This is a genomic window from Cohnella sp. LGH (genome assembly GCF_017671885.1).
Classification (GTDB): domain Bacteria; phylum Bacillota; class Bacilli; order Paenibacillales; family Paenibacillaceae; genus Cohnella; species Cohnella phaseoli.
In genome coordinates this window covers 1,119,766-1,143,449 of record NZ_CP072117.1, presented here as the reverse complement: position 1 = coordinate 1,143,449, position 23,684 = coordinate 1,119,766, and the positions used below count along the sequence as shown (strand labels likewise).

Annotated in this window: 20 protein-coding genes; 17 read left to right on the top strand and 3 right to left on the bottom strand. The window is 55.5% G+C overall.

The window, feature by feature from the left end; genetic code table 11:
* Positions 1-92: 92 nt before the first annotated feature.
* A complete protein-coding gene (locus J4772_RS04515) occupies positions 93-1,268 on the bottom strand; it encodes a M20 family metallopeptidase (protein ID WP_209074305.1) in 1,176 nt (391 codons plus the stop codon).
* Between the two features lie 207 nt (positions 1,269-1,475).
* On the opposite strand from J4772_RS04515, the gene J4772_RS04510 reads away from it, so the two are divergent.
* From J4772_RS04510 to J4772_RS04430, 17 genes are all read left to right on the top strand, one after another.
* On the top strand, positions 1,476-2,465 hold the full coding sequence (locus J4772_RS04510; RefSeq protein WP_209074304.1) for a Gfo/Idh/MocA family protein: 990 nt from the start codon (positions 1,476-1,478) through the stop codon (positions 2,463-2,465).
* Positions 2,466-2,495: 30 nt separating this feature from the next.
* Positions 2,496-3,524, top strand: coding sequence for an AraC family transcriptional regulator (locus tag J4772_RS04505; protein ID WP_209074303.1), 1,029 nt, complete (start codon positions 2,496-2,498; stop codon positions 3,522-3,524).
* A 17-nt stretch (positions 3,525-3,541) separates the two neighbouring features.
* Positions 3,542-4,627, top strand: coding sequence for a Gfo/Idh/MocA family protein (locus J4772_RS04500; protein WP_116060144.1), 1,086 nt, complete (start codon positions 3,542-3,544; stop codon positions 4,625-4,627).
* 208 nt (positions 4,628-4,835) lie between these two features.
* Positions 4,836-5,705: an SMP-30/gluconolactonase/LRE family protein gene (locus J4772_RS04495; protein ID WP_209074302.1), complete on the top strand. Its 870-nt coding sequence runs from the start codon at positions 4,836-4,838 to the stop codon at positions 5,703-5,705.
* Positions 5,706-5,741: 36 nt separating this feature from the next.
* On the top strand, positions 5,742-6,596 hold the full coding sequence (locus tag J4772_RS04490) for an aldose 1-epimerase (RefSeq protein ID WP_209074301.1): 855 nt from the start codon (positions 5,742-5,744) through the stop codon (positions 6,594-6,596).
* Between the two features lie 2 nt (positions 6,597-6,598).
* Positions 6,599-8,026 carry a glycoside hydrolase family protein gene (locus J4772_RS04485; protein ID WP_209074300.1) on the top strand — a complete coding sequence of 476 codons (1,428 nt, stop codon included), beginning with the start codon at positions 6,599-6,601 and terminating at the stop codon, positions 8,024-8,026.
* A gap of 26 nt (positions 8,027-8,052) precedes the next feature.
* Positions 8,053-9,012: an ABC transporter permease gene (locus tag J4772_RS04480; protein ID WP_247741017.1), complete on the top strand. Its 960-nt coding sequence runs from the start codon at positions 8,053-8,055 to the stop codon at positions 9,010-9,012.
* Positions 9,013-9,027: 15 nt separating this feature from the next.
* Entirely contained in the window at positions 9,028-9,900 is an 873-nt protein-coding gene (locus J4772_RS04475; protein ID WP_247741016.1) for a carbohydrate ABC transporter permease, read from the top strand.
* 54 nt (positions 9,901-9,954) lie between these two features.
* A complete protein-coding gene (locus tag J4772_RS04470; RefSeq protein ID WP_209074299.1) occupies positions 9,955-11,472 on the top strand; it encodes an extracellular solute-binding protein in 1,518 nt (505 codons plus the stop codon).
* 138 nt (positions 11,473-11,610) lie between these two features.
* Positions 11,611-12,363, top strand: a complete 753-nt coding sequence (locus J4772_RS04465; protein WP_209074298.1) for an SDR family NAD(P)-dependent oxidoreductase — start codon at positions 11,611-11,613, stop codon at positions 12,361-12,363.
* A gap of 26 nt (positions 12,364-12,389) precedes the next feature.
* Positions 12,390-13,550 (top strand): galactonate dehydratase, encoded by a 1,161-nt coding sequence (gene dgoD / locus J4772_RS04460; protein WP_209074297.1) that lies wholly within the window; start codon positions 12,390-12,392, stop codon positions 13,548-13,550.
* A gap of 11 nt (positions 13,551-13,561) precedes the next feature.
* A complete protein-coding gene (locus J4772_RS04455; protein WP_209074296.1) occupies positions 13,562-15,649 on the top strand; it encodes a DUF6259 domain-containing protein in 2,088 nt (695 codons plus the stop codon).
* Positions 15,650-15,684: 35 nt separating this feature from the next.
* The gene (locus J4772_RS04450) at positions 15,685-16,344 is read left to right on the top strand and encodes a GntR family transcriptional regulator (protein WP_209074295.1); all 660 of its coding nucleotides are present in this window, start codon (positions 15,685-15,687) and stop codon (positions 16,342-16,344) included.
* Between the two features lie 195 nt (positions 16,345-16,539).
* A complete protein-coding gene (locus J4772_RS04445; protein ID WP_209074294.1) occupies positions 16,540-16,995 on the top strand; it encodes a MarR family winged helix-turn-helix transcriptional regulator in 456 nt (151 codons plus the stop codon).
* An 8-nt stretch (positions 16,996-17,003) separates the two neighbouring features.
* Positions 17,004-18,206 (top strand): MFS transporter, encoded by a 1,203-nt coding sequence (locus J4772_RS04440; protein WP_209074293.1) that lies wholly within the window; start codon positions 17,004-17,006, stop codon positions 18,204-18,206.
* Between the two features lie 104 nt (positions 18,207-18,310).
* Positions 18,311-18,961, top strand: a complete 651-nt coding sequence (locus tag J4772_RS04435) for a M50 family metallopeptidase (RefSeq protein ID WP_256442677.1) — start codon at positions 18,311-18,313, stop codon at positions 18,959-18,961.
* Between the two features lie 161 nt (positions 18,962-19,122).
* On the top strand, positions 19,123-20,958 hold the full coding sequence (locus J4772_RS04430; protein WP_209074292.1) for a UbiD family decarboxylase: 1,836 nt from the start codon (positions 19,123-19,125) through the stop codon (positions 20,956-20,958).
* A gap of 50 nt (positions 20,959-21,008) precedes the next feature.
* Here the strand turns inward: J4772_RS04430 and J4772_RS04425 are convergent, their stop codons facing one another.
* Together J4772_RS04425 and J4772_RS04420 are read right to left on the bottom strand one after the other, a co-directional pair.
* A complete protein-coding gene (locus tag J4772_RS04425; protein WP_209074291.1) occupies positions 21,009-22,772 on the bottom strand; it encodes a sensor histidine kinase in 1,764 nt (587 codons plus the stop codon).
* Positions 22,762-23,493, bottom strand: a complete 732-nt coding sequence (locus tag J4772_RS04420; protein ID WP_209074290.1) for a response regulator transcription factor — start codon at positions 23,491-23,493, stop codon at positions 22,762-22,764. The genes J4772_RS04425 and J4772_RS04420 overlap by 11 nt, the downstream gene beginning before the upstream one ends.
* Positions 23,494-23,684 lie beyond the last annotated feature (191 nt).

Genomic DNA, 23,684 nt, shown 5'->3' with positions numbered 1-23,684 from the left:
GGAGAAGAGATGCTCTGCATCCTTCACCCGGCTAAAGCGGTGCTAAACTAGGGCTGCAAACGGATAATTGAACCTTGCAAATTCGACAAAGTTTACGCCTGACTCGCCGCGAATTCGTCCTTGATGCGACGAAGCAGCGAAGCGTCCGTCAGTACGTCGCAGGCGGTGGAAGCGAGCATCTTCGCTCCAAAGACCATCGCTTCGTAAGCGCGATCGGTCTGGGCGGCATCCCTGAACTCGATCGTATGCAGCTCATAGGGAGCATCAACGACCTTAATGTAGGGATGCGCGGCGGGACAGCGCAGGCTGACATTGCCGAGATCGAGCGAGCCGTTGTCATGCGCGCTATGAATGTCGGCTTCCGGGATTCCGTTTGCGAGCAGATTTGCCGTAAAAGCGCCGGAAAGCGCCTCGTTCGTCCGCAGCTCGTCATAGGAATATTCATAGTTGCTGACGGACAGTGAGCAGCCGGTTGCGATCGCGGCCGCTTCGGCGCAAGCTTTGACCTTGCGGGCGAGCTCGTCGGCATAGGCTCGCGTCGCTCCGCGAACATAGAAGCGGGCTTCGGCATAGTCCGGAATCATGTTCGGCGCTTGCCCCCCGTGCGAGATAATGCCGTGAATGCGGGCGTCGCTGCGAGTTTGCTGGCGCAGGGCGTTCACCGAGTTGAACAGCTGAATCACGGCGTCCAGCGCGTTGATGCCCAGCTCCGGGTTTGCGGCCGCGTGGGCGGATTTGCCGCGGTATTCAAATTGCAGCGCATCGATGGCCAGAGACGAACCGGAACGCTCATAGCTGTGATAAGGGTGCGCCATAATCGCGATGTCGCAATCGTCGAACAGGCCGGCGGCGGCCATGTCGACTTTCGCGCCCTTTGTTTCCTCTGCAGGCGTGCCGTAGACGCGAATCGTGCCTCCCGTTTGATCCGCCACCGCGCGAAGTCCGGCCGCAGCTCCCAACGCCATGGTACAGATCAGGTGATGGCCGCAGGCATGGCCGATTTCCGGCAGCGCGTCGTACTCGGCAAGCAAGGCGACGATCGGTCCTGGCGCACCGGAGGCGTATTCGGCGATAAACGCGGTTGCCAGCCCGAGCACGCCCCGTTCGACCCGGAAGCCCAGCTTTTCCAGCTCGGATGCGAGCAGAGCCGAGGCTTGCTTTTCCTCGTGTCCCAGCTCCGGGTTCGCTCCGACGAACGAAGCGATCTCTTTGAGTCGGCTTGAATAGGCTTGTATATGGTCGTGAATCCTCGTTTTCAGTTCATTCATGGGGGAAATCTCCTTTGGCGAGTCGGATTAGTTGCTTCCTTTCATCGTATCCCTTCGCGCGAACACAATCAAGAGAGGGTCTTTTCATGATTTTATGTCGTTATTTTATAGTTTAAATGGCACGAAAACTCATTATAATAGCAATAAAAGTTGTGTAATCTGATCGTGTTGTCGTATATTTTAAGTCAATAGCCAAGGAGGCTTACGATGATTAGAATAGGTAAAATCAGTTATTGGCACGTTCACGCAGACGATTACACAAGACAGGCGCTGGAGCATCCCGGGACGGAGCTGGCGGCGATATGGGACGAGCAGCCGGAACGCGGACAAGCCAAGGCGGAGCAGTACGGGGTGCCGTACTATGCGTCGCTTGACGAGATGCTGGCTCAGGACGGGATCGATGCCGTTATTGTGGACGCCCCGACGAATATTCATCGCGAAGTGATGGTAAAAGCGGCGAAAGCCGGCAAGCATATTTTTACGGAAAAGGTTGTCGCTCCTACGGCGAAGGAAGTGTCGGAGATTTTGGCGGCGGTTCGCGAAGCGGGCGTTAAGCTGACCGTTTCCCTGCCGCGCCTCTACGACGGCTATACGCAAACAATCGACCGCGTACTGCGGGACGGCAAGCTCGGCAAGCTGACGATGGCACGGGTACGTTTATCGCATAACGGCGCGACTGCCAATTGGCTGCCTCCGCATTTCTATTCGAAGGAGCAGTGCGGCGGAGGCGCTCTGATCGATCTCGGCTGTCATCCGATGTATCTTGTCCGTCATTTCCTGGGCATGCCCGAAAGCGTTAGCGCAAACTTCGGCTATGTCACAGGCAAAGAAGTCGAAGATAATGCGGTATCCGTACTGCGCTATGCGGATGGCGCTGTCGGCATCGTCGAGGCGGGCTTCGTGAACAGCCATTCTCCGTTCTCCATCGAGCTTCACGGAACCGAAGGCACGCTGTTGTACGGCTTCCCGGATGAGGTTCCGGTCGTTCGCTACAATGGCGGAAGCGATCAGTGGGAGAAGCTGCAATTGGACGACAGACTGCCTTTCGCATTCAGCCAGTGGGTGGAACATGTCAACCAAGGTACGGACGCCGTGGAAAACATCGCCGCAGCCGTCGATCTGACCAAGCTGATGGAGGCTTCCACGATTTCGGCGGCACAAGGACGCGCGGTTCGGATCGACGAGTTGGCGAAATAACGAACGACCGGCAGAAAAGGGGGAAGCGACATGCATACGGATCAGCGCCAGGACGGACGCGAATTGAATCGCAAAAAACAGGCGGATCGCAAAGCTTCCGGAAGCGCGGGGCCGTTCCCTTACGCCCGAATGGCGGAGAGACAGGATGCGCTTGACCGGCTGGATCTGCAATTTCGTTGGGGCGGCTACGGAATTCGCGTGCTGCGCTGTCATTTAGCCTCTTTTCCGCCCGGACATATTATTCCCTTTCATAAGCACTCGGAGTACGAATTTCATTTTATTCCGAAAGGCAAAGGCAAGGTTATCCTCGGCGACCAGGTTTACGACCTTCACGAGGGCCTGTTTTATCTGACCGGACCGGATATGCTGCACTACCAGGAGTCCGCCCCGGACGAACCCATGCATGAGCTGTGTCTTCATCTGGAAATTGTAACGCTGGATACGGATGTTCAGCCGACCGGTTGGGGCGACGAGTTGGAGGCGGCGGAGGCGAGAGATTGTATCGCTGCGCTGGGCCGTCTTCCGGCTGCGCCGGTGGTCGACAGGTTTCATGCGATGAACGGGTTTCTGGAGGCGTACCGGATCTGGGAGGAACAGCCGATCGGCTTCTATACGCTGCTCAAGCAGGCGATCGTGCAAATCCTGCTGCGCACCGTTCGCGCGCTGGACGGAGCGGACGGCAGAACCGGAATTCCGGAACGGGACATGGGCTTTCACAGATACCAGTTGGCTACGCAATACATTCAAGACAACGAGAGTATGCCGATTTCCCTGGAACAGGTCGCAGAGGCGATCGGGATCAGCTCGCGACAGCTGCAGCGCATTTTCCGCAGCGAAGGGCAGACGACGTTCCGCGATTATTTGGAGCATACCCGATTGACGGCGATTTGCTCGGAGCTGCTGCTTACGGACAAGGCGATCGAAGAGATCGCGATCGCTCACGGCTATGCCAATCCGAATTATTTGTACCCGGTGTTCAAAAGCAAATACGAAGTGACGCCAAGCGCATACCGCAAAATACATGCCGGAGAGCATGGTGCGGCGTCCCATTCCCATTGAGAAAAGGAAGCGAGCATATGAGCAAACATCTGCGTATAGGCATTATCGGAAGCGGCGGCATTGCCAGAGCCCACGTAGCGGCATATCAGAAGCTGCCGTTCGTAGAAATCGTCGCGGTCGCGGACGTCATTCCCGGCAAGGCGGCGGAATTCGTGGAGTCGCTGCAGCTTGTTGGCGCGGCGGCCTACGACGGTCATCAGAAGCTGCTGGAGCAGGACCTGGACGGCGTCAGCATCTGTACGCCGAACGTCTCGCATCACATCACAACGGTTGACTCTCTCAAAGCCGGCAAGCAAGTATTGCTGGAAAAGCCGATGTCGGTTACTCTGGCCGAAGCGCTGGAGATGACGCAAGTCGCTCGTGAGACGGGCAATATGCTGACAATTGGTTTCCAGCCGCGCTATGATCCGAACATGAAGCTGCTGCAGGATATCGTGCAATCCGGACGGCTCGGCAACGTGTACTACGCCGAGACGGGCGGAGGCCGTCGTCGCGGTATGCCGGGCGGAACGTTCATCAGCAAGAAGCTGGCCGGAGCCGGCGCAATGGCCGACATCGGCTGCTACTCGCTGGACATGGCGCTGAATGCGCTGGGCTACCCTCGTCCGTTGACCGTTTCGGCTTTCACATCGAACCATTTTGGCCGTAATCCCCTCTACCATCCTGAAGCTTCCAAGTTCGAGGTAGAAGACTTCGGCGTGGCGATGGTGCGCTTCGAGAACGATCTCGTGCTGCAGTTCAAAATTTCGTGGGCCATGCATATGGATTCGCTCGGCGCGACGATGTTCCTCGGCACCGATGCGGGACTCAAGATCACGTCGGCAGGCACCGGTCCTTGGTCCGGCGTATGGGACGGCTCGGTCGGCTCGATTACGCTCTATCACGACGAATACGGCGGCCACACGCAGACGCCGATTCCGTTGATCGAGCACAAGCTGAACCTGTTCGACGAGAAGGTGCGCGATTTCGCCGAAGCGGTACGCGACGGCCGTCCCGCTCCGATTCCGGGCGAGCAAATTCTGATCCAGCAGGCAATCATCGACGGCGTGCTTCGTTCCGCCGAATCCGGACGCGAAGTTTCCATCGAGCTGCCGCGCAACTAAGCGGCTCATTTGCAGGCTTTATCCAAACGGCTCCCGCCTTTCCGGCGGGGGTCGTTTTCTTGTTCGTCCAGCATGGGAGCCATCCATACGCTACGCAGCTCCTCGAGAAGCTTCCTTAAAAGAAAGCGTTGACATCAAATTATAAATTGTATATAATCCAAAATAATTGATACAATAATTCAAATTGTATACTATTTACAAGGGGCGAATGAAGCTGGAGCTTATACTGGACGCAAAGGCGATTCTCGGCGAAGGGCCGTGCTGGGATGAAGCTTTGAACGGCTTGTGGTGGGTGGACATCCCGGAGAAAAAATTGCACTTCTTCGATCCCGGCACGGGATTGAATAGAACCATTCAACTGGAGCAGCAGATTGGAGCGGTAGCGCCAAGATCTACCGAAAGTCTAATCGTAGCGTTGCAGGACGGCATCTATGAACTGGATCTGCGGACCTGCCGGCTGCAACGTCGGGCGAAGCTGGAGGAACGGGCCGACAACCGCTTTAACGACGGAAAATGCGATCCGGCGGGCCGTCTGTGGGCGGGGACGCTGAACATGGGCGGCGAGAAAGGAGCGGGGGCGTTGTATCGTCTTAATCCGGATCGTTCTCTCGAAGCCGTGAAGACCGGTGTAAGCGTATCAAACGGACTGGGATGGAGTCCGGATCTCAAGAAAATGTACTGGATCGACTCTCCGACGAAGGAAGTGACCGAGTTCGATTACGATCCGGTTTCGGGGAGCATCGATCGCCCGCGTACGGTCGTTCGTTTCCGCGAAGGGCAGGGCGTACCCGACGGGATGACAACGGACGAAGAGGGAATGCTGTGGATCGCCCATTGGGACGGGGGGCAAGTATCGAGATGGAATCCCCAGACCGGGGAAATGCTGCAATCGATTCCTGCACCGGCCCCGCGCGTGACCTCCTGCGTATTCGGCGGGCCGGACAGACGGGATCTCTACGTCACGACCGCCAGAATCCGGATGGACCAACGGACACTGCAGCAGTATCCGCTGTCCGGCGGTTTGTTCCGCGTTAGAACTCAAGTCAAGGGGATGAGGACGTATGCGTTCAAAGGCTGACCGGGAAGATGTGCGCTTAGCCCCGGGGTGTGAGTGATGATGACTGAAAACAGCCTGCATTTGGCTTCTGGGCACTGGAGCGCGACGATTTGGCCCGGATTCGGCGCCAATACCGTTCGTCTTCGCTACAAGGAGCTAGATATTTTACGTTGGCCGGCTCATGTGAGGGAGCTTAGAGAAGCTCCGCACCTCTACGGTATGCCCCTGCTCGTACCGCCTAACAGGGTCGAAGACGGAGCTTTCGCTTTTGACGGACGGACTTATCGCTTGGAAAGAAACGAGCCCCAGCACGGCAATCACATTCACGGTTTTATGGCAGACGCTCCGTTTACGGTTGCGCACACAAGCGGGAAGGAAGCGGTGCTCCAGTATGAAAACAGAGGGGAACGCTACCCGTTTGCTTTCCGCATGACCGTGGCCGTTTCGTTGGACGACCGTGGCTTCCGGCAGGAAATTGTCATCGCGAATACGGCGGATTCCGCAATGCCAGTCATGCTGGGCGTTCATACCGCTTTTGTCGAGCCGGCGACGTTCGCGGTACCGATCGGACGGCGATGGGAGACGAACGACAGACATTTGCCGACAGGAGCTTTGCTGGAGCTTACCGCAAGGGAACGGGAATACCGGCTAGGATGCAGAACCGGCGGCGAGGCGATCTCCGGGTTCTATACGGCGATCGGGCAGCAGGCGCGAATCGGCGATTTCAGCTATTGCATGTCCGGCAATTTCACGCAGTGGGTACTGTTCAACGGCGGAGGCAACAAAGGTTATCTGTGCGTCGAGCCGCAAAGCGGACCGGTCAATGGGCTGAACAGCCCGGACGGCTATATTCGATTAAAAAGAGGGGAAAGCGCGCGATTCTGGACCGCCGTTTCTCGAGAAGGAGACTGATCATGGTTAAAGTACAAATCGACGTTTCGAAGACGGTAAGAGAGTGGCCGCGCCTGGAGCGGTATCAAAACTCGACGTTGCGCTACACGCCGCCGGCCGACTTTCCGGCATTCTGGGCGGAGAAGCACGGTCGTCCCCGCATTATGCGTTGCTGGGTGACCCTAGACGAGGTTTGGGACTACCGCACGGACGAATACTTCTGGAATTACCGGATCGGGGTTAACCGCTATGAGGACGATCCGCAGCATCACGAATACGATTGGGGCTCGACGGTACCGTCCGAGGTGAACGTTCAGGATTATTTGTCCGAGCACAGCAGGACCAGCGACGAAATTTTGCTCAATCTGCGCAGATACGAGAAGGAAACGCAGCGGGGAATCCTCTCTCTGGACAAATACGAAGAGGTCGTTGAGAAGGTCATCGAGTCTTATAAAAACCTGTATCCCAACATCCGCTACATCGAGCCTTGTAACGAGAGCGACTACCTCTGCTTCGGGGGCATCGATACGGAGCACTATTATAAGCTGTACCAGCGCGCCTATCGGGCGGTCAGAAGACTGAACGAGCGTCACGGTTATTCGGTTCCGCTGGAAATCGGAGGATCGGCTATCAACGCCGTGATGGATCGTCCGCACCTGTGGCGCGAGTTCCTGCAGCAGTTGGCCAATGATCGAGAAGAGAACCGCCAAATCAACTTTTATTCCATGCACGATTACAATGGTCATCCGAAACGGTTGCAAGTATTTTACGAAATGCATCAGGCGTGGATTAAAGAACTCGGCCTGCCGGATCTGCCGATTTTCGTCGATGAATACGGTTTCACTCAGACGACGGGCATATGGACGGACAGCTTGAAAAACGCCTCCGGCGTCCTCTCGGCCATGATCTTGTCCACGCAGTTGCCCGGCATGCGCATTTTTCCATGGTGCACGTTCCACAATCCGTCCTACCAGATGTCGTTCACGCAGTACTTGCTTCTGGAAGACGGGCAATACGCTTCCACGCCTAACGGAAATGCGATGCGCATGCTTAGCATGTTGAAGAAGAACGAGTTGGAGATGCGGGGCGAACAGCAGCATAAGATCGTCGCCACGGGCGACGAAACCGGCTATGCTCTGCTGGCGACGAATCCGACCGACAAGCCGGCGGCCGTCGACCTGATGCTGCACCAAATCCGCCATGACCATGTGACGATAACGCAATATCGGGTGGATGCCCTGAACAACAATCGGCTTACGGGACCGGCTTGCACTGAACTGCAGTTGACGAACCGTTGGAACGAGTGGGTGAAGGGGACGGAGCAAGGAATCGACATCCGCGAAGTGCTCGAGCCTTACGGTTTCGCGCTGTGGCTGGTTGAGCCTTATAAGATCGCTTCACCGCTCCCGACCACTCATTCGTTGGGGCTGAGCGTCAACGGAGTCCAGTAACCGCGAAGTGGAAAGGAGGAAACGGATTGAAGGATTCGACCGGAACGCTGCGGCGAAGCAAGGAATCGGCCTGGCTACAGAGGCTTACCGCCATCAGGAAGGATAAGCTGCTCTATTTGATGGCCATGCCCGGAATACTGTTTTTTCTTGTCTTCCATTACGGACCGATGTACGGCTTGATCGTCGCGTTTAAGGATTACAACCTTTATCAAGGTATTTTTTCCAGCGAGTGGGTCGGATTGGCCAACTTCCAGGCGTTGTTCGAGATGTCGGGGTTCAGGAGGGCTCTGCTCAATACGGTGATCATCGGCTTCTATCAATTGATCTTCGTCTTTCCCGCGCCGATCATCTTGGCTCTTCTGATCAATGAAGTGATGCATACGCGATTCAAGAAATTCGTGCAAACCGTCGTGTATTTGCCGCATTTCGTGTCCTGGATCGTCATCGGCGGCATTCTGTACGCGATCTTGTCGCCGACGACCGGCATTGTCAAAGAAGTGGCCGAATGGTTCGGCCAAGGCGATTCCGTGATTAATCTAATGGGCAGCATCGAGTATTTCCGTAGCATTTTGATCACTTCGAGCATCTGGAAGGAAGCTGGCTTCGGTACCATTCTGTATTTGGCGACGATCGTCACGATCGACCCTTCCTTGTATGAGGCGGCCAAAGTGGACGGAGCGAACAAGTGGCGCCAGCTCTGGCATATCACGCTGCCGGGTTTGCGGACGACGATCGTCATTCTGCTCATCTTCCATGTCGGCAATTTCCTCAATGTCGGACTGGAGCAGGTTTACGCGCTTTACAATCCTGCCGTCTACGAGGTCGGGGAGATTTTGGATACGTATTTATTTAAGCTCGCGTTCGAAAATGCAAAGTACGATCTGGCGACGGCTTCCGGGTTGTTCAAATCGTTGGTGGGATTGACGCTCGTGCTGATCACCAACTATACGGCGAAGAAGATCGATCGAGACAGCGGCTTTATTTAAAGGGAGGAAAACGATGTGAAAAGACAACCCGTCAGATGGGGGCTCGGACTGCTTTATTTTCTCCTGGGCCTGGTCACGGTCGCGACCTTGTATCCGTTCTGGCATGTTCTGATGTATTCCGTTAGCGATCCTAAGCAGGCAATGGGCGGGGGGCTGTTCTTGCTGCCGCGGGGATTCGCGCTCGATTCGTACGAAATGCTGTTTCGCAATTCCTTGATCTTCGATGCCTATTCCAACTCCTTGTTCCGGCTATTCGTTGGGACATTCGTCAACGTTGCGCTGACGGCGATGCTGGCTTATCCGCTGTCGATCCGAAGATTCATGGGAAGGACGCCGATTACGCTGCTCATCTTCTTCACGATGCTGTTCAACGGCGGCATGATTCCGAGCTATTTGCTGGTTAACGGCCTGGGACTTGTGGACTCGCTGTGGGCGTTGATCGTACCGTCCGCGATCAGCGCGTGGAACTTCTTTATTATGAAAAATTACTTCCAGGGTCTTCCGCCGGAGCTGGAGGAGTCGGCCAACATAGACGGCGCCTCGCCGCTTCGCACCCTGTTATCGATCATTCTTCCGGTATCCATGCCGGTAATCGCAGCGATCTCGCTCTTCTACGGCGTGTGGCACTGGAACGCTTACTTCGACGCGGTGCTTTATCTGCATGCTCCGGATAAGCAGATTCTGACCCTTTTCCTGCGATCGATGATGAACTTCAGCGCAACCGAATCGACTCGTTCGACGAGCGATTCGATGATGATTGCCAACATCTCGGAGGAATCGGTCAAGATGGCCACGATTATCGCGACGATGCTCCCGATGCTGATCATTTATCCGTTTCTGCAGAAGTACTTCGTCAAGGGGGTGCTGATCGGTTCGGTGAAAGGGTAAGTCCGATTGGAAACGGTAAGTCAAATAGGTATGGGACGATGGAGGAGGGTTTATATGTTCAAGGGAAAGAAATCCGGATTTACGACTCGCAGTATCGTTGTCTTGTTAATTATCGCATTGCTGGCTGCTGGGTGCAGCAAAAATGAGTCGGCTTCCAACAAGGGGGGCTCCGGCGGCGAATCGAACGAAGCTCCGATCGTGACGGCATTGATGAAAAAAGCGACGGATTTTCCGGAGGACAATCCGGTCATTCAGGAAATTCGCCAAAAATCGGGTATCAATCTTCAGGTGCAAACGGTCTCCTACGACGATTACGAGAAGAGGCTGAACACTCTGCTCGTTTCCAACGATGCGCCGGACATTTTTACCGTCAACGCCGCTAAGATCAAGGAACTGATCGACAATAAAGCGATTCTTCCGTTGAACGATCTGCTGGAAAAGCACGGCTCCAACATTACGGCGAATAGAGGGGACGATCTGAAGGGCAGCGCGTATGTCGACGGACAGATTTACGGAATTCCGGAAGGCTTTGCAAGCGGCAACTCCCTGGCGATTCGCAAGGACTGGCTGGACAAGCTGAATCTGCCCGTTCCGACTACGCTCGAAGAGTATGAGAAGGTACTGAAGGCATTCGTTAACGACGATCCGGACGGCAACCAGCAGAAGGATACGATCGGGTTGGGGCTGGCCATACAGGTGATGCAGTCCTGGGTGCACATTTTCGGAGCTTATAATGTTCCGATGGGCAGACAGGTTATGGTGGACGGCCAAGTAACGCCTTGGATGCTGGCGCCCGGCTATTTGGACGCGGTCAAGTATTTGAACAAGCTGTATCATGAAGGCCTGGTCGATACGGAATTTTTAACGATTCCGTCTCTGCAATCTTACCAGAAGCTGTGGAACGGCAAGATCGGCGCTTACAATTTCAACGCGGACGGCATTACCCAGAACTGGCTCAGCCGTTACGTAGAGCAACCGGCGCCGGAATTCGTCTACACGCTCATTAAAGGCCCGGACAGCCATGGCGGCTACTTGGACCCGAATTTGGCCAACAGCCCGACCTATACCGTCATTTCCAGCCAGTCGAAAAATCCCGAAGCGGCCATGCAGATGCTCAACTACTTGGTCAGCGACGAAGGGGACGCGTTGACCTGGGCGGGCGTCGAAGGCATTCAATACGAATACAAGGACGGCAAGTTCCAGTGGATTTCTCCTTACGAGGATGCGGTAAAGCTGCGCGATTCCGGCGGTTACGTCTATTCCGTACTGCTGAACAAAAAAGACGGCATGAGGGAATCGCTGTTCAACGACGCGACCAAGCAGGGCCGGCAGTTGGCGGCGGAGAATTTGATCGACGAGGTCAAGCTGTTCACATTACCGCAGGTTCAGATCGACAAGGGCACGATTTTGGACGATATGGAAAAGGAATTCAGAACGAAGGCGATGATGTCGAAAGGCGATCTCGACCAGATGTACGTGAGCTTCAAGCAGAAATATTTGGCCGAAGGCGGAAGCCAATGGATCGAGCAAGCGACGAAAATCTACGAGGAAGAGAAAGCGGCCAGACAATAAGCGCTCGCTAAATGTCAGCGGCTTGTACGGGCGATAGAGAGAGCGGGAGTCGGCGCCTACCGCCGGCTCTCGCCTTTCAACGGCTCACGTTTAGCCGCAGCGTGCATGAGGCAAGGCCTCGAAGGAAAGGGGTATACCGTGTTCGAACTTAACGGAAAAGTCGCGTTGGTAACGGGCTCAAGTAAAGGCATTGGCAAAGGAATCGCCCTACGATTGGCCGGCGCGGGAGCCGATATCATACTCAATTCGCACACTTTGGAAGACGATCCGGAACCGACGATCCGCCAGATTGAAGCGTTGGGAAGGAAGGCGCTGTTTATTCGAGCGGACGTCGCTTCGGAGTCTGAGGTTGCAAGCCTGTTCGAGCAAATTGATGGGCATTTCGGTCGTCTGGATATTCTTGTGAATAATGCAGGCACGTCCCGTTCGGAGTCGATTGCGGACACGGAACTGGAGAGCTGGCGGCATATTATAGATACGAATCTGACGAGTTGTTTTTTATGCTCGAAGCAAGCAATGGACAGGATGATCCGCCGTTCGTTCGGGAGGATCATTCAGATCAGTTCGGTCGTGGCTCATCAGGGAGCCGTGTTCGGGCATGTTCATTACGCGGCAACCAAGAGCGGCATGCTCGGTTTCACGAAGTCGCTTGCGCGCACCGCCGCGCCGCATGGCATCACCGTAAACGCCGTAGCTCCGGGCATTATCGATACGGAGCTGCTGCGCAGCACGCACGGACAGTCCCGACTGGACGAATTGTCCCGTACCGTCCCATTGGGCCTCGGGTCCGTGGACGATGTGGCGGCGGCGGTCGTCTTTCTGGCCAGCGAGGAAGCGCGCTACTTGACGGGGACTACGATTGACGTCAACGGTGGGCTTTATTACAGATAGAAACCTACAGATGGCGAGGGAACCAGGTGAAAATTACGGATGTGGAGATCTATACGGTTTATTGCTACCGCACGAATTGGGTTTTCGTAAAGATCCTGACGGATGAAGGCATAAGCGGAGTAGGGGAGGCGACGCTAGAGTATAAAGAACATGCCGTGGTTGGCGCGATCGAGCATCTGAAGCAGTATTTGATCGGGAAAGATCCGACGCAGATCGAGCTTCATTACCATCAAATGTATCGCGACGCTTACTGGAGGGGCGGACCGGTATTAATGTCGGCTTTAAGCGCGGTCGAAGCCGGATTATGGGACATTAACGGCAAAGCGCTCGGCGTTCCGGTGCACCGCCTGCTGGGCGGCAAGTACCACGACAAGGTGAAGGTGTACGCCAATGGCTGGTTCGCGGGAGCTTCCACGCCGGAACAATTCGCCTCCGCTGCGCAAAGAGCGGTGAAGCGGGGGTTCAAGGGGCTCAAATGGGACCCATTCGGCAAAGCGTATATGACCATCTCTAACGAGGAGTTGGAGAAAGCGTTGGTGTGCATCGATGCCGTTCGCTCCGCCGTCGGCCCGGGAGTCGACTTGTTTATCGAAGGGCACGGCAGATTCAACGTGCCTTCGGCGATCCGGATCGCTCGCGAAATCGAACCGTTCAAGCCGGTCTGGTTCGAAGAGCCGATTCCTCCGGACAATCTGGACGCGATGGTGCAGGTGAAAATGAAATCCAACGTCGCGATTGCCGGAGGTGAAAGACTCTATTCCCGCCACTCCTTCCGCGAAGCTCTGGAGAAGCGGGCGCTCGACTTCATTCAGCCGGACGTCAGCCATGCGGGCGGGCTGTTGGAATGCCGCAAGATCGCATCCATGGCCGAGAGCTACTATATTCCGTTTGCTCCCCACAATCCAAGCGGACCGATCGCGAATGCGACAACGCTGCAATTGGCTGCGTGCACGCCGAACTTTTTCTACCTGGAGATCATGGAAACAGACGTGACATGGCGACAAGAGATAACCGACGAGCAGCTCATGTTCGAGGACGGCTATATGCATATCCCGAATCGCCCCGGACTGGGCATTGAGCTCAATACGGAAGAGGCGCTCAAGCATCCATACGTGCCGAAGGATTTGAGGCATTATACCGGCGCATTGACCGATATCCGTCCACCAGAGACGTTACCTTACTTCTAGGAGGAAACTTGATGTTGTACGAATTGACGAATGACCAATTAACTGCGAGGTTCGACGAACAGGGAAGGTTGACAGGGCTTTCCAATCGGAAGAATGCTTTCGGGAATGTCATCTCTTCGCCCGCTGAGGGAAGCTTCAAGCTCATATTCAAGCGGGGGGATGATTGGGAAAATGCGGTTAGGGGCAACGAGCAGTCCTATCGGGTTACCCAAAGGGGGAACCGTCTTGAATTCGTGGCTGACAGCCTGAACGCTCGCGGTTCATTGACGGACATCTCTATCAAGCTTACAGTTGAATTGCAGGAGGATCGGCTAATCTTCGGAGCGGAAATCGACAATCGCGAGGATGTGCTGATCACCGATTTCGAATATCCGAATATCGGTATTATTCATTCGTTGTCCGGCGGCAAGCCCGCCTTGTTCTGGCCGCAGCAATGCGGACAGAAAATTACGAATGTCGCCAAGCATTTGGCGGATATGACGGAGACGCGGGAGAGACATTCCAATACGCTTCGTTTGAATTATCCCGGAGGTCATCCGTACGGCGGCAGCATGCAATGGATGGCGCTGGCTGACGGAGACCAAACGCTGTATCTGGCCGGTCACGATTCCGAGTTCTACGTTTCGGAGCTGCTCGCCAGAGGAGGGAGCCGTTATGCCGACGGCATCGTGCTGACGCTGGAAAAAATGCCGTTCGTGAAGCAAGGGGAGACGTGGACGTCGCCGTCCTCCTTGCTTATGCTGTATACCGGAAGCTGGCACCGCGGCGCGCAAGAATATGCGGAGTGGTCGGCATCCTGGCGCTATGAAGCAAAGACGCCTCAATGGGTTAAAGATATGAAAGGCTACTTTCTTGTCATCAACAAGCAGCAATTCGGCACGGAAATGTGGAAATACGACGAGCTGCCGCATCTGTACGAGCTTGCGCAGGCGCATGGCTTCGACACGCTCGGCTTGTTCGGCTGGTACGACAGCGGCCATGACAACCAGTATCCGCATGTGAATGCCAGTCAATCTCTGGGAGGAGTAGAGGCGCTCAAGTCGAATATTAAAGAAGTACAAGCTGCGGGCGGCAAGGTAACCCTGTATCAACAGGGGCACCTGATCGATATTTCATCTGACTTCTACAAGAACGGCGGAAATCGGCTCGAATCCAGAAGCCGATGGGATGCCCCCTACTATGAATTTTATAACAAGTCGCATGAAAGCTCGTTCCAGAACAGCTATACGAGCAAATCCTTCTCGATCTCCTGTCCGTCCTGTCCGGAGTGGAGAGAGCTGATGAAGGAGAAGACGGATTTCATTGCCGACTTTGGCGCGGACGGAGTGCTGTTCGACCAAATCGGCGGCATGCCGGCGTATCCATGCTTTAACGAGGAGCACCCGCACGAGAAGGGCAAACCTTCTCTGTCCATGTCCCAAGGCCGAATGAAGCTGCTCGAAGGCATACAGACCCGCACCAAGGAATTGGATCGGGAGTATGCGTTTTTCACCGAGCATGTGACGGATTTGTATTCCGGGTATGTGGATTGCCTGCACGGCATGTTTGCGGAACCCTTCCGGGCATCCGGCCGCATGGATACGGAGGCGAATGACGAAATCGTCGAACGCTTGAATTATCCGGAGCTGTTCCGTTATTGCTTCCCGGATACGGTCGTGACAATCCGCAATCCGTACCCGTATATCGCACCGCGCACGGCGAATTACGCGTTTGCCTTCGGGCTGCGGTACGAACTGGAGATTCGTTACGCGCAAGACCGGGAAGATCTTCTGGAGGATCGCTATGCGGATTATCGCGAGTATGCGAAGCAAGTGACGGAGCTTCGCGCCAAGTATTGGCATGTGCTGGGTCACGGCAAATTTCAGGACGGAGACGGCATCGTGAATCGCGCTCCGGATATGATCGCCAAAGCTTATCGCAAGGACGGACTGCTGGCGGTTGCCTTGTGGAACGATACGTCCGAAGCCGTCGCTCCTGCGATTGAGGCGGCCGGCTGCCGGCTTGTCGAGGTATCCACGATCGAGGGAACCTTCGCTTCGATGCCGCATACGCTGGCTCCGCAACAAATTGCTGTGGCATTATATGAAGACGGGGTATAACTGTCAGTTCTAATCGCCGGAAAAGAGGGATTTATGTGACCAAAAGCGCTAAGGTTACCGCTTATGCCCAGGTCAAGGAATGGATTAAAGAAAGCATTCTTTCCGGAGAGATTCCTGCGGGTTCGCGCATTACCGTAGCGGAGATCATCGAAAAATACGGCGTCAGCCAGATGCCTGTGCGCGAAGCGTTTCAAATTCTGCAAGGCGAAGGATTCATCGAGCTGCTTCCCCATCGGGGAGCTAGAGTACTGTCCCTGACTCCGCAGTATTTGACCAATATCTACGAAATTCGGGGAGTCGTCGAAGGGTTGCTGGCCAAACGGAGCATGCCTCATCTGACGTTATCCGGTCTTAACCGGTTGAAAGAGTTGAACCGGCAGATGGAGGGGATGGTCCAAGAGGGAATCGCCGCGGAGGAACTGGTGAAACTGGATAGGCAATTCCATGTTGCGATTTATGAAAATAGCAACAATCCTGAGGGCATGCTGATTTACGAGAAGTATGTCGGTTTGATCGGATCGTTGCGCAACAAGTACGGCTACGGTTCCGAACGTTTGGCCGATATGGTCAAGCAGCACTGGCTCATGATCGACGCCCTACAAAATCAAGATGCCGATGCACTGGTGCAGATCGTCCACGCTCACAGCGAAGGGGCCAAATTGGATTTACTGAACGCCATGGAAGCTAAGGTGTGAGCGCGGACATCGATTCCGGCTGTCTCGAAAGGAACACGTAAGCTTATATTGACCAGCCCCTGCCCATTTGGGAAAGGGCTGGTTTTTTATTATATTTTCCCCTTTTTCCTATCCTGAAGGCTCGGTTCTCTTTACAAAAATAGTTGCCAAGAATATAATTGTCATAGAAACTATTTGTGAGAGGGTGAGTAGGAGATGACAGACAGCTCTATTTACGATCTTCAGCGTTCGGTCGGTTTTATGCTTGGAACGGCGTATCGCAAAGCGTCGTCGCTGTTTCAGAGCAGGCTGAAACGCTTCGACATTACGCCGGAGCAATGGTCGATTTTGTATCAGGTCGATCTGGCTGACGGCCTCATTCAGAAAGAAATCGCCGAGCGAGCGGGCAAGGATCGCCCTACGACAACGAGAATACTTGATCATTTGGAACGGAAAGAGCTTGTAGCCAGACGTACCGACAATCGCGACCGGCGCTCGTTCCAGGTAGCCATTACGGACAAAGGACGAAATTTGATCCGGGAGACGCTGCCGATCGAGATAAAGTCGAACGAAGACGTTCGAAGCTGCATGAGCGAGGAAGAATACGAAACCTTGATGCGGCTGCTGATCCGAATCGATCATTATACGAAAGACATCTTAGAGAGAGAGTAGGGGAAAATATGCAACGTCAGCAACCGAAAACGCAATTATGGACGAGAGCTTTTATCGCTCTGACGATAAGCTCTCTCTTGTTGTTTCTGAACCTGCAAATGATGCTGTCCGCTTTCCCGACTTACGTCAAAAACGATTACGGAGCGGGTGATCTTACTGTAAGTCTCGTGACTAGCTTGTTCGCGTTGTCCGCGATCGCGGCCCGTTTTCTGACGGCGGCATTGATGCGGATATTCGGCAGAGGAGCACTGCTGTATACGGGAATTGCAATCGCGGTCGTTTTTACCGTAGTCTACGTTCTGGCCGATTCAATCGGATCGCTGCTGCTGCTCCGCGTCGGCTACGGAGTCGGCTTCGGAATGGCGAGCACGGTGCTGCCGACGCTAGTGTCGCAGATGATTCCGTCTGAACGAATGGGTGAAGGAATCGGCTACTTCGGCTTGTCCACAAGCCTGGCAATGTCGATTGGGCCGATGATCGGACTGAATGTTTTCCGCGAGGCAGGGTTTAATGCGCTTGCCTTCACGGCGGCGATTACGCTGCTGCTCGTATTCCCGCTGCTGCTTCTGACGCGTTCGGTCCCGGCGAAAGGCAGACAAGTAGTTGCGAGGAGCGCTTCGGGAAAGACGGGGATCGACCGGCGCTTGCTGTTTCCGGCGTTCCTGAACGTCCTGCTGGCGGTAACCTACGGGGGCGTGCTGAGTTTTATCGCGCTGTATGGAGAGTCGGTCCACCTGAACCAGATCGGGCTTTTCTTCCTGTTTAACGCGGTGACGATCATTATCGTACGTCCCGTCTCCGGAAGGCTGTTCGACCGCAAAGGACATGCCGCCGTGTTGATTCCCGCCGTCGTCTGCGTCATCGCCAGCTTAACGGTGCTGTCCTATGCGACGTCGCTGCCGATGCTTATCGTATCCGCGCTGCTGTACGGACTCGGCTTCGGGGCAATTCAGCCGACGCTGCAGGCATGGATGCTGCGCTCTTCCTCTCCCGAGCAGTATGGAGCGGCCAATAGTCTGTTCTATAACTCGACCGATCTTGGCGTTGCCGCGGGAGCGTTCGTGCTGGGCGCGATTGCGTCCACGGCCGGGTATGGGGGGATGTATCGCTACGCCGCAGGATTCATGGTCTTATTCCTCGCCTTCTATGGTATAATGCGGGTGATTGAAGCGTTTCGAGCACCAAGAAGGTTGGAGGAAGCTAGGGAGTGAGGAACGGAGTGTAGGAGGTCCTACATGAGTACCGGAAGGCCCGGCTGAATTCAAGATTCGATATACCTCTTAAGGAGGGGATTGTAATTAAGTCATGGCTCCGCGTGGCCCTATTCCTCGGAATAGCGGCATTCCTTACCCGATTGATTCCGTTTTCGGATTTCTTCCGCAACGTGGACACGCTGGTGCATGAAATGTGTCACGCGCTGGCGACCCTGCTTATGTCCGGAGACGTCCGGTATATCCACTTATACTCGGACCAAAGCGGATTGACTTACTCCGCTTACGCCGGTCAATGGAAGTCCATTCCGATTTCGCTTGCCGGCTACTTCGGCTCCGCCTTGTTCGCGCTGCTGCTCTTCTTCCTTCATTCCCGTCGCCGCGAACGGACGGGACTTATCATCATAGCGACAATTGCGGTAGTCGGTCTCGCGCTGTTCGTCCGCAACGGCTTTGGCGCGGCATGGTGCGCGGGCTTTGCGATCTTAACGATCCTGATCGTCGTCCTGTCGCGGCCCGGACTCATTAAAGGCTATTACTTGCTCGTAGCGTTCATCTGCTTGGTAGAGTCCGTAATCAGCGCTCTGATTATTCTGTCCATGTCGCTGCAGGAGCCGGGGGCCGCCGGAGACGCGACCAACCTGGACAGAGCGACCTACATACCGGCTCTCTTCTGGGGCCTGCTGTTCGCGATTTTCTCGCTAGTGTGCGCACGCGGCTCGATTAAGTTGTTTTATAAGCGCGGGTTCGATTGAGTTCTCTAATTAAAGTTCCTACGGGCCGTCCGGCTGTCGAAGTCGCCTTCGATGTTTGCCGGGCGGCCCGTCGCCGTATCGGAACAGTTGTGGCAAGCCGGACATCCCGATACAATAGGAAGCAGACGATAAAATATAAGCAGGGCGGTGGACTGTTTCCTATGTATCGGAGTTTGGAAGAATGCTTGGGGGATTTGGAACGTCACGGTCATCTGGTGCGAGTTCGCGAAGAGGTCGATCCTTATTTGGAGATGGCTGCCATCCATAGACGGGTATACGACGCGGGCGGTCCCGCATTGTTGTTCGAGAACGTTAAGGGCTCGAAGTTTCGGGCCGCATCGAACTTATTCGGCACGATTGATCGCAGCCGGTTTATTTTCAGAAGTACATGGGAAGCTGTGCAGAAAGTCATGACGGTGCGCAACGACCCGATGAAAGCTTTGAAGAGCCCGCTCCAGAACATGGGAGCGGGCCTCACGGCTTGGAAGGCGCTGCCGCAGCAAACGCAGAGCAACCTGGCCACTCCTGCAAACGAGGTGCGCATCTCCGACCTTCCGCTCATCCAGAGCTGGCCGATGGACGGCGGCGCTTTCGTTACGTTGCCGCAGGTCTATTCGGAAGACCCCGACAAGCCGGGGATTATGAGTTCGAATCTGGGAATGTATCGCGTTCAGCTAAGCGGCAACGATTACGAGCTGAATAAAGAAATCGGCGTCCATTATCAAATTCATCGGGGAATCGGCATTCATCAGACGAAGGCGAACAAGCGGGGCGTTCCGCTGAAGGTGAGCTGCTTCGTCGGCGGCCCTCCGGCGCACTCGCTTGCGGCCGTCATGCCTTTGCCGGAGGGGCTGAGCGAGATGACGGTAGCCGGGATGCTGGCGGGCAACCGGTTTCGCTACAGCTACTCAGACGGCTTCTGCATTAGCAACGATGCCGATTTTGTCATTACGGGTGAGATTTATCCGGGGGAGACGAAGCCCGAGGGCCCATTCGGAGATCATCTTGGCTATTACAGCTTGACGCATCCGTTCCCGGTTATGCGGGTGAACAAGGTGTATGCCAAGCCGGGCGCAATCTGGCCGTTCACGATCGTCGGCCGGCCGCCGCAGGAAGACACCTCGTTCGGTCAACTGATCCACGAATTGACCGGAGACGCGATTCGCCAGGATATTCCCGGCGTACAGGAGGTTCATGCCGTAGATGCGGCCGGAGTACATCCGCTGCTGTTCGCCGTCGGCAGCGAGCGCTACACGCCCTACAGCGCTGAGAAACGCCCCGCCGAGCTGCTGACGCTGGCTAACCGCATTCTCGGAACGGGGCAGCTCAGTCTTGCGAAGTATTTGTTCATTACGGCCGAGGATGGGCAACCGCTGGATACGCACCGGGAAGAGGAGTTCCTGAGCTATATTCTGGAGCGAATCGATCTGCGGCGGGACATTCATTTTCAGACGAATACGACTATCGATACGCTCGATTATTCGGGAACCGGGCTCAACTCGGGCAGTAAGGTCGTGTTTGCCGCTTACGGGGACAAGCTGCGCGAGCTGTGCAGGGAAGTGCCGGCGGAGCTGCAAGGTCTTCGCGGCTTTGAGGGCGCGAAGCTGGTTCTGCCGGGAGTCGTGGCGCTTAAGGGGCCTGCCTTCACCAGTTACGACGAAGCGCAGCGGGAGATCGCCGATTTGTGCGCCGCAATTCGGGACAGAGGGTCGATATCTTCCTGTCCGATGATCGTTATCGCCGACAATAGCGAGTTTTTGAGCGCCACGTTGGCCAATTTCTTATGGGTTACGTTCACGCGCAGCAATCCGTCCCATGATATTTACGGCGTGAACAGCGCTTATGAATTTAAGCATTGGGCTTGCGACAACGTCATTATCGACGCCCGCGCCAAGCCTCACCAAGCTCCTCCGCTCGTTGCCGATCCGGCGATCGAGCGGCAAGTCGATCGCTTGTTCGTTCAAGGCGCAAGCTTGGGCGGCTTAAAGAATCTATAGCCTGTCATTCCGCAGCATTAAGAGGCTGTCCCCTGAGCAACTTGGTTGGCTTAGGGGACAGCCTCTTGCCGTATCGGCCAGCGAATGACGATCGTCGTGCCTCGCCCCTCGGCGGTGTCGACGTCAATGACGCCGTCTAGCCCTTCCGCCAGCGCTTTCGTAATGGCCATGCCCAGTCCGCTTCCTTCCGGGCGGGCGTCCGTATCCGTTCCTCTATAATAGCGTTCGAACAGACGCGCTGCAGTCTCTTCGTTCATCCCCTTGCCGTTGTCGGATACGGTCAAGCTCGCCCATGCAGATCCGATGCGGCGGACGGAGATCGTAACAGTCGTGCCCGGCTCGTTGTGCAGCAGGGCGTTGGCGATCAGGTTGTCGATGATGCGCTGAAACCACGGTCTGAACGTAGAGATATACACCGGGTTTGCCGCAGCCGAAAAGTGCAAGCTGTTGGGCAGATAACGCGGATCCTTGGCCGCGTCCTCAATGGCGGATGCCGTGCATTCGTTCAAATCCGCAATTTCTGCTTCGGGAGCGCCCAGTCCGCTTTTGAGCCGGTAGGTGAGCGCAAGGTCGTTGATCAAATCGTCCAGATAAGCCGACTTCTCCGAAATAATCCGGGCAAATTCCCGCGCTTCTTCCGCAGTCCATTCGTATTCCCCATTTTCCAGCAGATGAGCGTAGCCTTTAATCGATGAGAGCGGAGTTTTCAGGTCGTGGGATACTCCCGCGATCCATTCGTTTCTTAGCCGCTCGGTGTCGGCCGCCAGTTTCTCGTTGCTTTGCAGCGTCCGCGCGAGCTGCTCCATCGACTCAAGGACGTCTCCGTAGACCCGGTATTTGCGTCTTCTTCTCCCTCTCCGATCACGGCTACGGGCGTCTCCACGCGCATTGGCCGGCTCCTCGTATCGTCCCGCCCCCAGCCCGCGCAGCCACTTCAGCAGGTGCACGATCGGAGCGCCGAACCTTTGGCCGAACGCGTAAGATACGAGGACGAACAGCACGATCGCGCCTAGCACGAGCGTGCCGATGCCTATGGCGAGCACTCGGTTCTCGGGCGTGAGCGTCGGTTCTTCTCCTGGCGTCGCGCCGGCCAGAGGTCGACTGATTACCCAAGTGAGGCCGGACTCAGAGTCGTAATGGGAATCGATTGCGGCTCCGTAACGATCGGGATAGATGGAGCGCAAAGCAAGCTCCTGCGGTGTGTAATCGTCTAATGCGCCCTCCGGTTTGTTAAAAGAGGCCAGCTCGCGGCCGGAAGCATTCAACAGTTGAACCCAGGAGGAGTCGCGAACCAGCGTGCTGGAGAGCGGCTCGGGAACGACGAGGAGCCGGTCCTGTACGGATGACTCCGCGACAATCCGCCTGAACAGATCTCCGCTTTCATTGCGCATGCCGTAGAGCAGCGTGTAATTGACGCCGTCCTTCTCTTGAATCCACAAATACAGCGTATAGGGGAACGGCTTCTTGCCGAGCCAGTACGCGGTCAGCTCTCCCGGACCGTACACGGTCGGCACATCGTCCGGCGTATAGAAGGACTCCGTCACGCGACCTTGCTCGTCGAGGCTTTGCAGCCATCCGCCATGCTCGCGGACGAGCTCCAGCAGTTGGGGATCGAACCTCAACTGCCCTCCTTCGCTTTGAAGCGTACGAATCAGTTCGTAGAGTCCTGCGCTCTCGAACTGTCTCGTCGCCTCTATGCGCGAGAGCTGATTGTTCGTCCAATTCAGCATGACGGCGGCCAACGCGAACAGCAGCACGCCGGCGACGGCCAACCAAGCGACGAGCCGGACAGCGAGTCTGCTCTTAACGGTCATCGGCGGCCGCCACCCTTTTGATCATTTTGTATCCCAGTCCTCTTACGTTTACCAAAAACTGCGGATTGCTCGGATCGGATTCGATCGGCTCCCGAATGCGATGGATATGAACCATTACCGTATTATCGTCGCTCCAGTTGTCCACGCCCCAGACTTTTTCGTAGAGCTCGCTTTTCGTGAACACCCGGTTCGGATTTTTGCACAGAAACAGCAGCAATTGGTAGACAAGCGTCGGACAGGGGACGGGTTTATCGTCGACGAACAATTCCGCGGCATCCTCGTCGATTCGAAATCGGCCGAATACCAGCGCTGCCGAAGGAGCCGGAACGGTCGAAGCGGACAGGGCGGATCTGCCGGATCTGCGCAGCAGCGACCGGGCTCTCGCGACGATTTCCAGCGGATTAAACGGCTTGGTGACGTAATCGTCTCCTCCAACGGCGAAGCCGGTCAACTTATCGAAGTCGGTCGTTCTTGCGCTCAGGAATAGTATCGGAGCGTCGGTTAGACGGCGAATGAAGGGGCAGGCTTCTATTCCGCTCATGCCGGGAAGCGCGACGTCCAGCACGATAAGATCGTAGCTGCGCTTCTCGCAGAGAGCGATCGCTTCTTCGGACGAATGGGCTTTGTCAATATTGGCGAATCCTTCCTTGCGCAGGACGGTTTCCAGCAACTGCAAAATTGCATGCTCGTCGTCCACCAGCAAAATACAGGCGTTGTTCATCGTGCTTGTCTCCTTTCGCAACTTATATTCTAACATGCTCCGAAGAACGGAGGATGCCGCGTTATCTTAACGCTGTCTTAATTCTTGCCTGCGAATTTAAGATGGCCGTAAGCCGGCGTTTTCCGACACATAAGGTTAGGCACTCATAATGGAGTTAGAGCCAATAGAGACAAGGACAAGGAGTGGAGCGG

What these genes read in the sequence shown, in the direction of transcription:
- J4772_RS04430 (WP_209074292.1), top strand. Translation starts at nt 19,123, where the DNA reads ATGTATCGGAGTTTGGAAGAATGCTTGGGGGATTTGGAACGTCACGGT.
- J4772_RS04485 (WP_209074300.1), top strand. Translation starts at nt 6,599, where the DNA reads ATGGTTAAAGTACAAATCGACGTTTCGAAGACGGTAAGAGAGTGGCCG.
- J4772_RS04500 (WP_116060144.1), top strand. Translation starts at nt 3,542, where the DNA reads ATGAGCAAACATCTGCGTATAGGCATTATCGGAAGCGGCGGCATTGCC.
- J4772_RS04420 (WP_209074290.1), bottom strand. Translation starts at nt 23,493, where the DNA reads ATGAACAACGCCTGTATTTTGCTGGTGGACGACGAGCATGCAATTTTG.
- J4772_RS04495 (WP_209074302.1), top strand. Translation starts at nt 4,836, where the DNA reads ATGAAGCTGGAGCTTATACTGGACGCAAAGGCGATTCTCGGCGAAGGG.
- J4772_RS04440 (WP_209074293.1), top strand. Translation starts at nt 17,004, where the DNA reads ATGCAACGTCAGCAACCGAAAACGCAATTATGGACGAGAGCTTTTATC.
- J4772_RS04510 (WP_209074304.1), top strand. Translation starts at nt 1,476, where the DNA reads ATGATTAGAATAGGTAAAATCAGTTATTGGCACGTTCACGCAGACGAT.
- J4772_RS04470 (WP_209074299.1), top strand. Translation starts at nt 9,955, where the DNA reads ATGTTCAAGGGAAAGAAATCCGGATTTACGACTCGCAGTATCGTTGTC.
- J4772_RS04505 (WP_209074303.1), top strand. Translation starts at nt 2,496, where the DNA reads ATGCATACGGATCAGCGCCAGGACGGACGCGAATTGAATCGCAAAAAA.
- J4772_RS04490 (WP_209074301.1), top strand. Translation starts at nt 5,742, where the DNA reads ATGATGACTGAAAACAGCCTGCATTTGGCTTCTGGGCACTGGAGCGCG.
- J4772_RS04425 (WP_209074291.1), bottom strand. Translation starts at nt 22,772, where the DNA reads ATGACCGTTAAGAGCAGACTCGCTGTCCGGCTCGTCGCTTGGTTGGCC.
- J4772_RS04455 (WP_209074296.1), top strand. Translation starts at nt 13,562, where the DNA reads ATGTTGTACGAATTGACGAATGACCAATTAACTGCGAGGTTCGACGAA.
- J4772_RS04515 (WP_209074305.1), bottom strand. Translation starts at nt 1,268, where the DNA reads ATGAATGAACTGAAAACGAGGATTCACGACCATATACAAGCCTATTCA.
- J4772_RS04445 (WP_209074294.1), top strand. Translation starts at nt 16,540, where the DNA reads ATGACAGACAGCTCTATTTACGATCTTCAGCGTTCGGTCGGTTTTATG.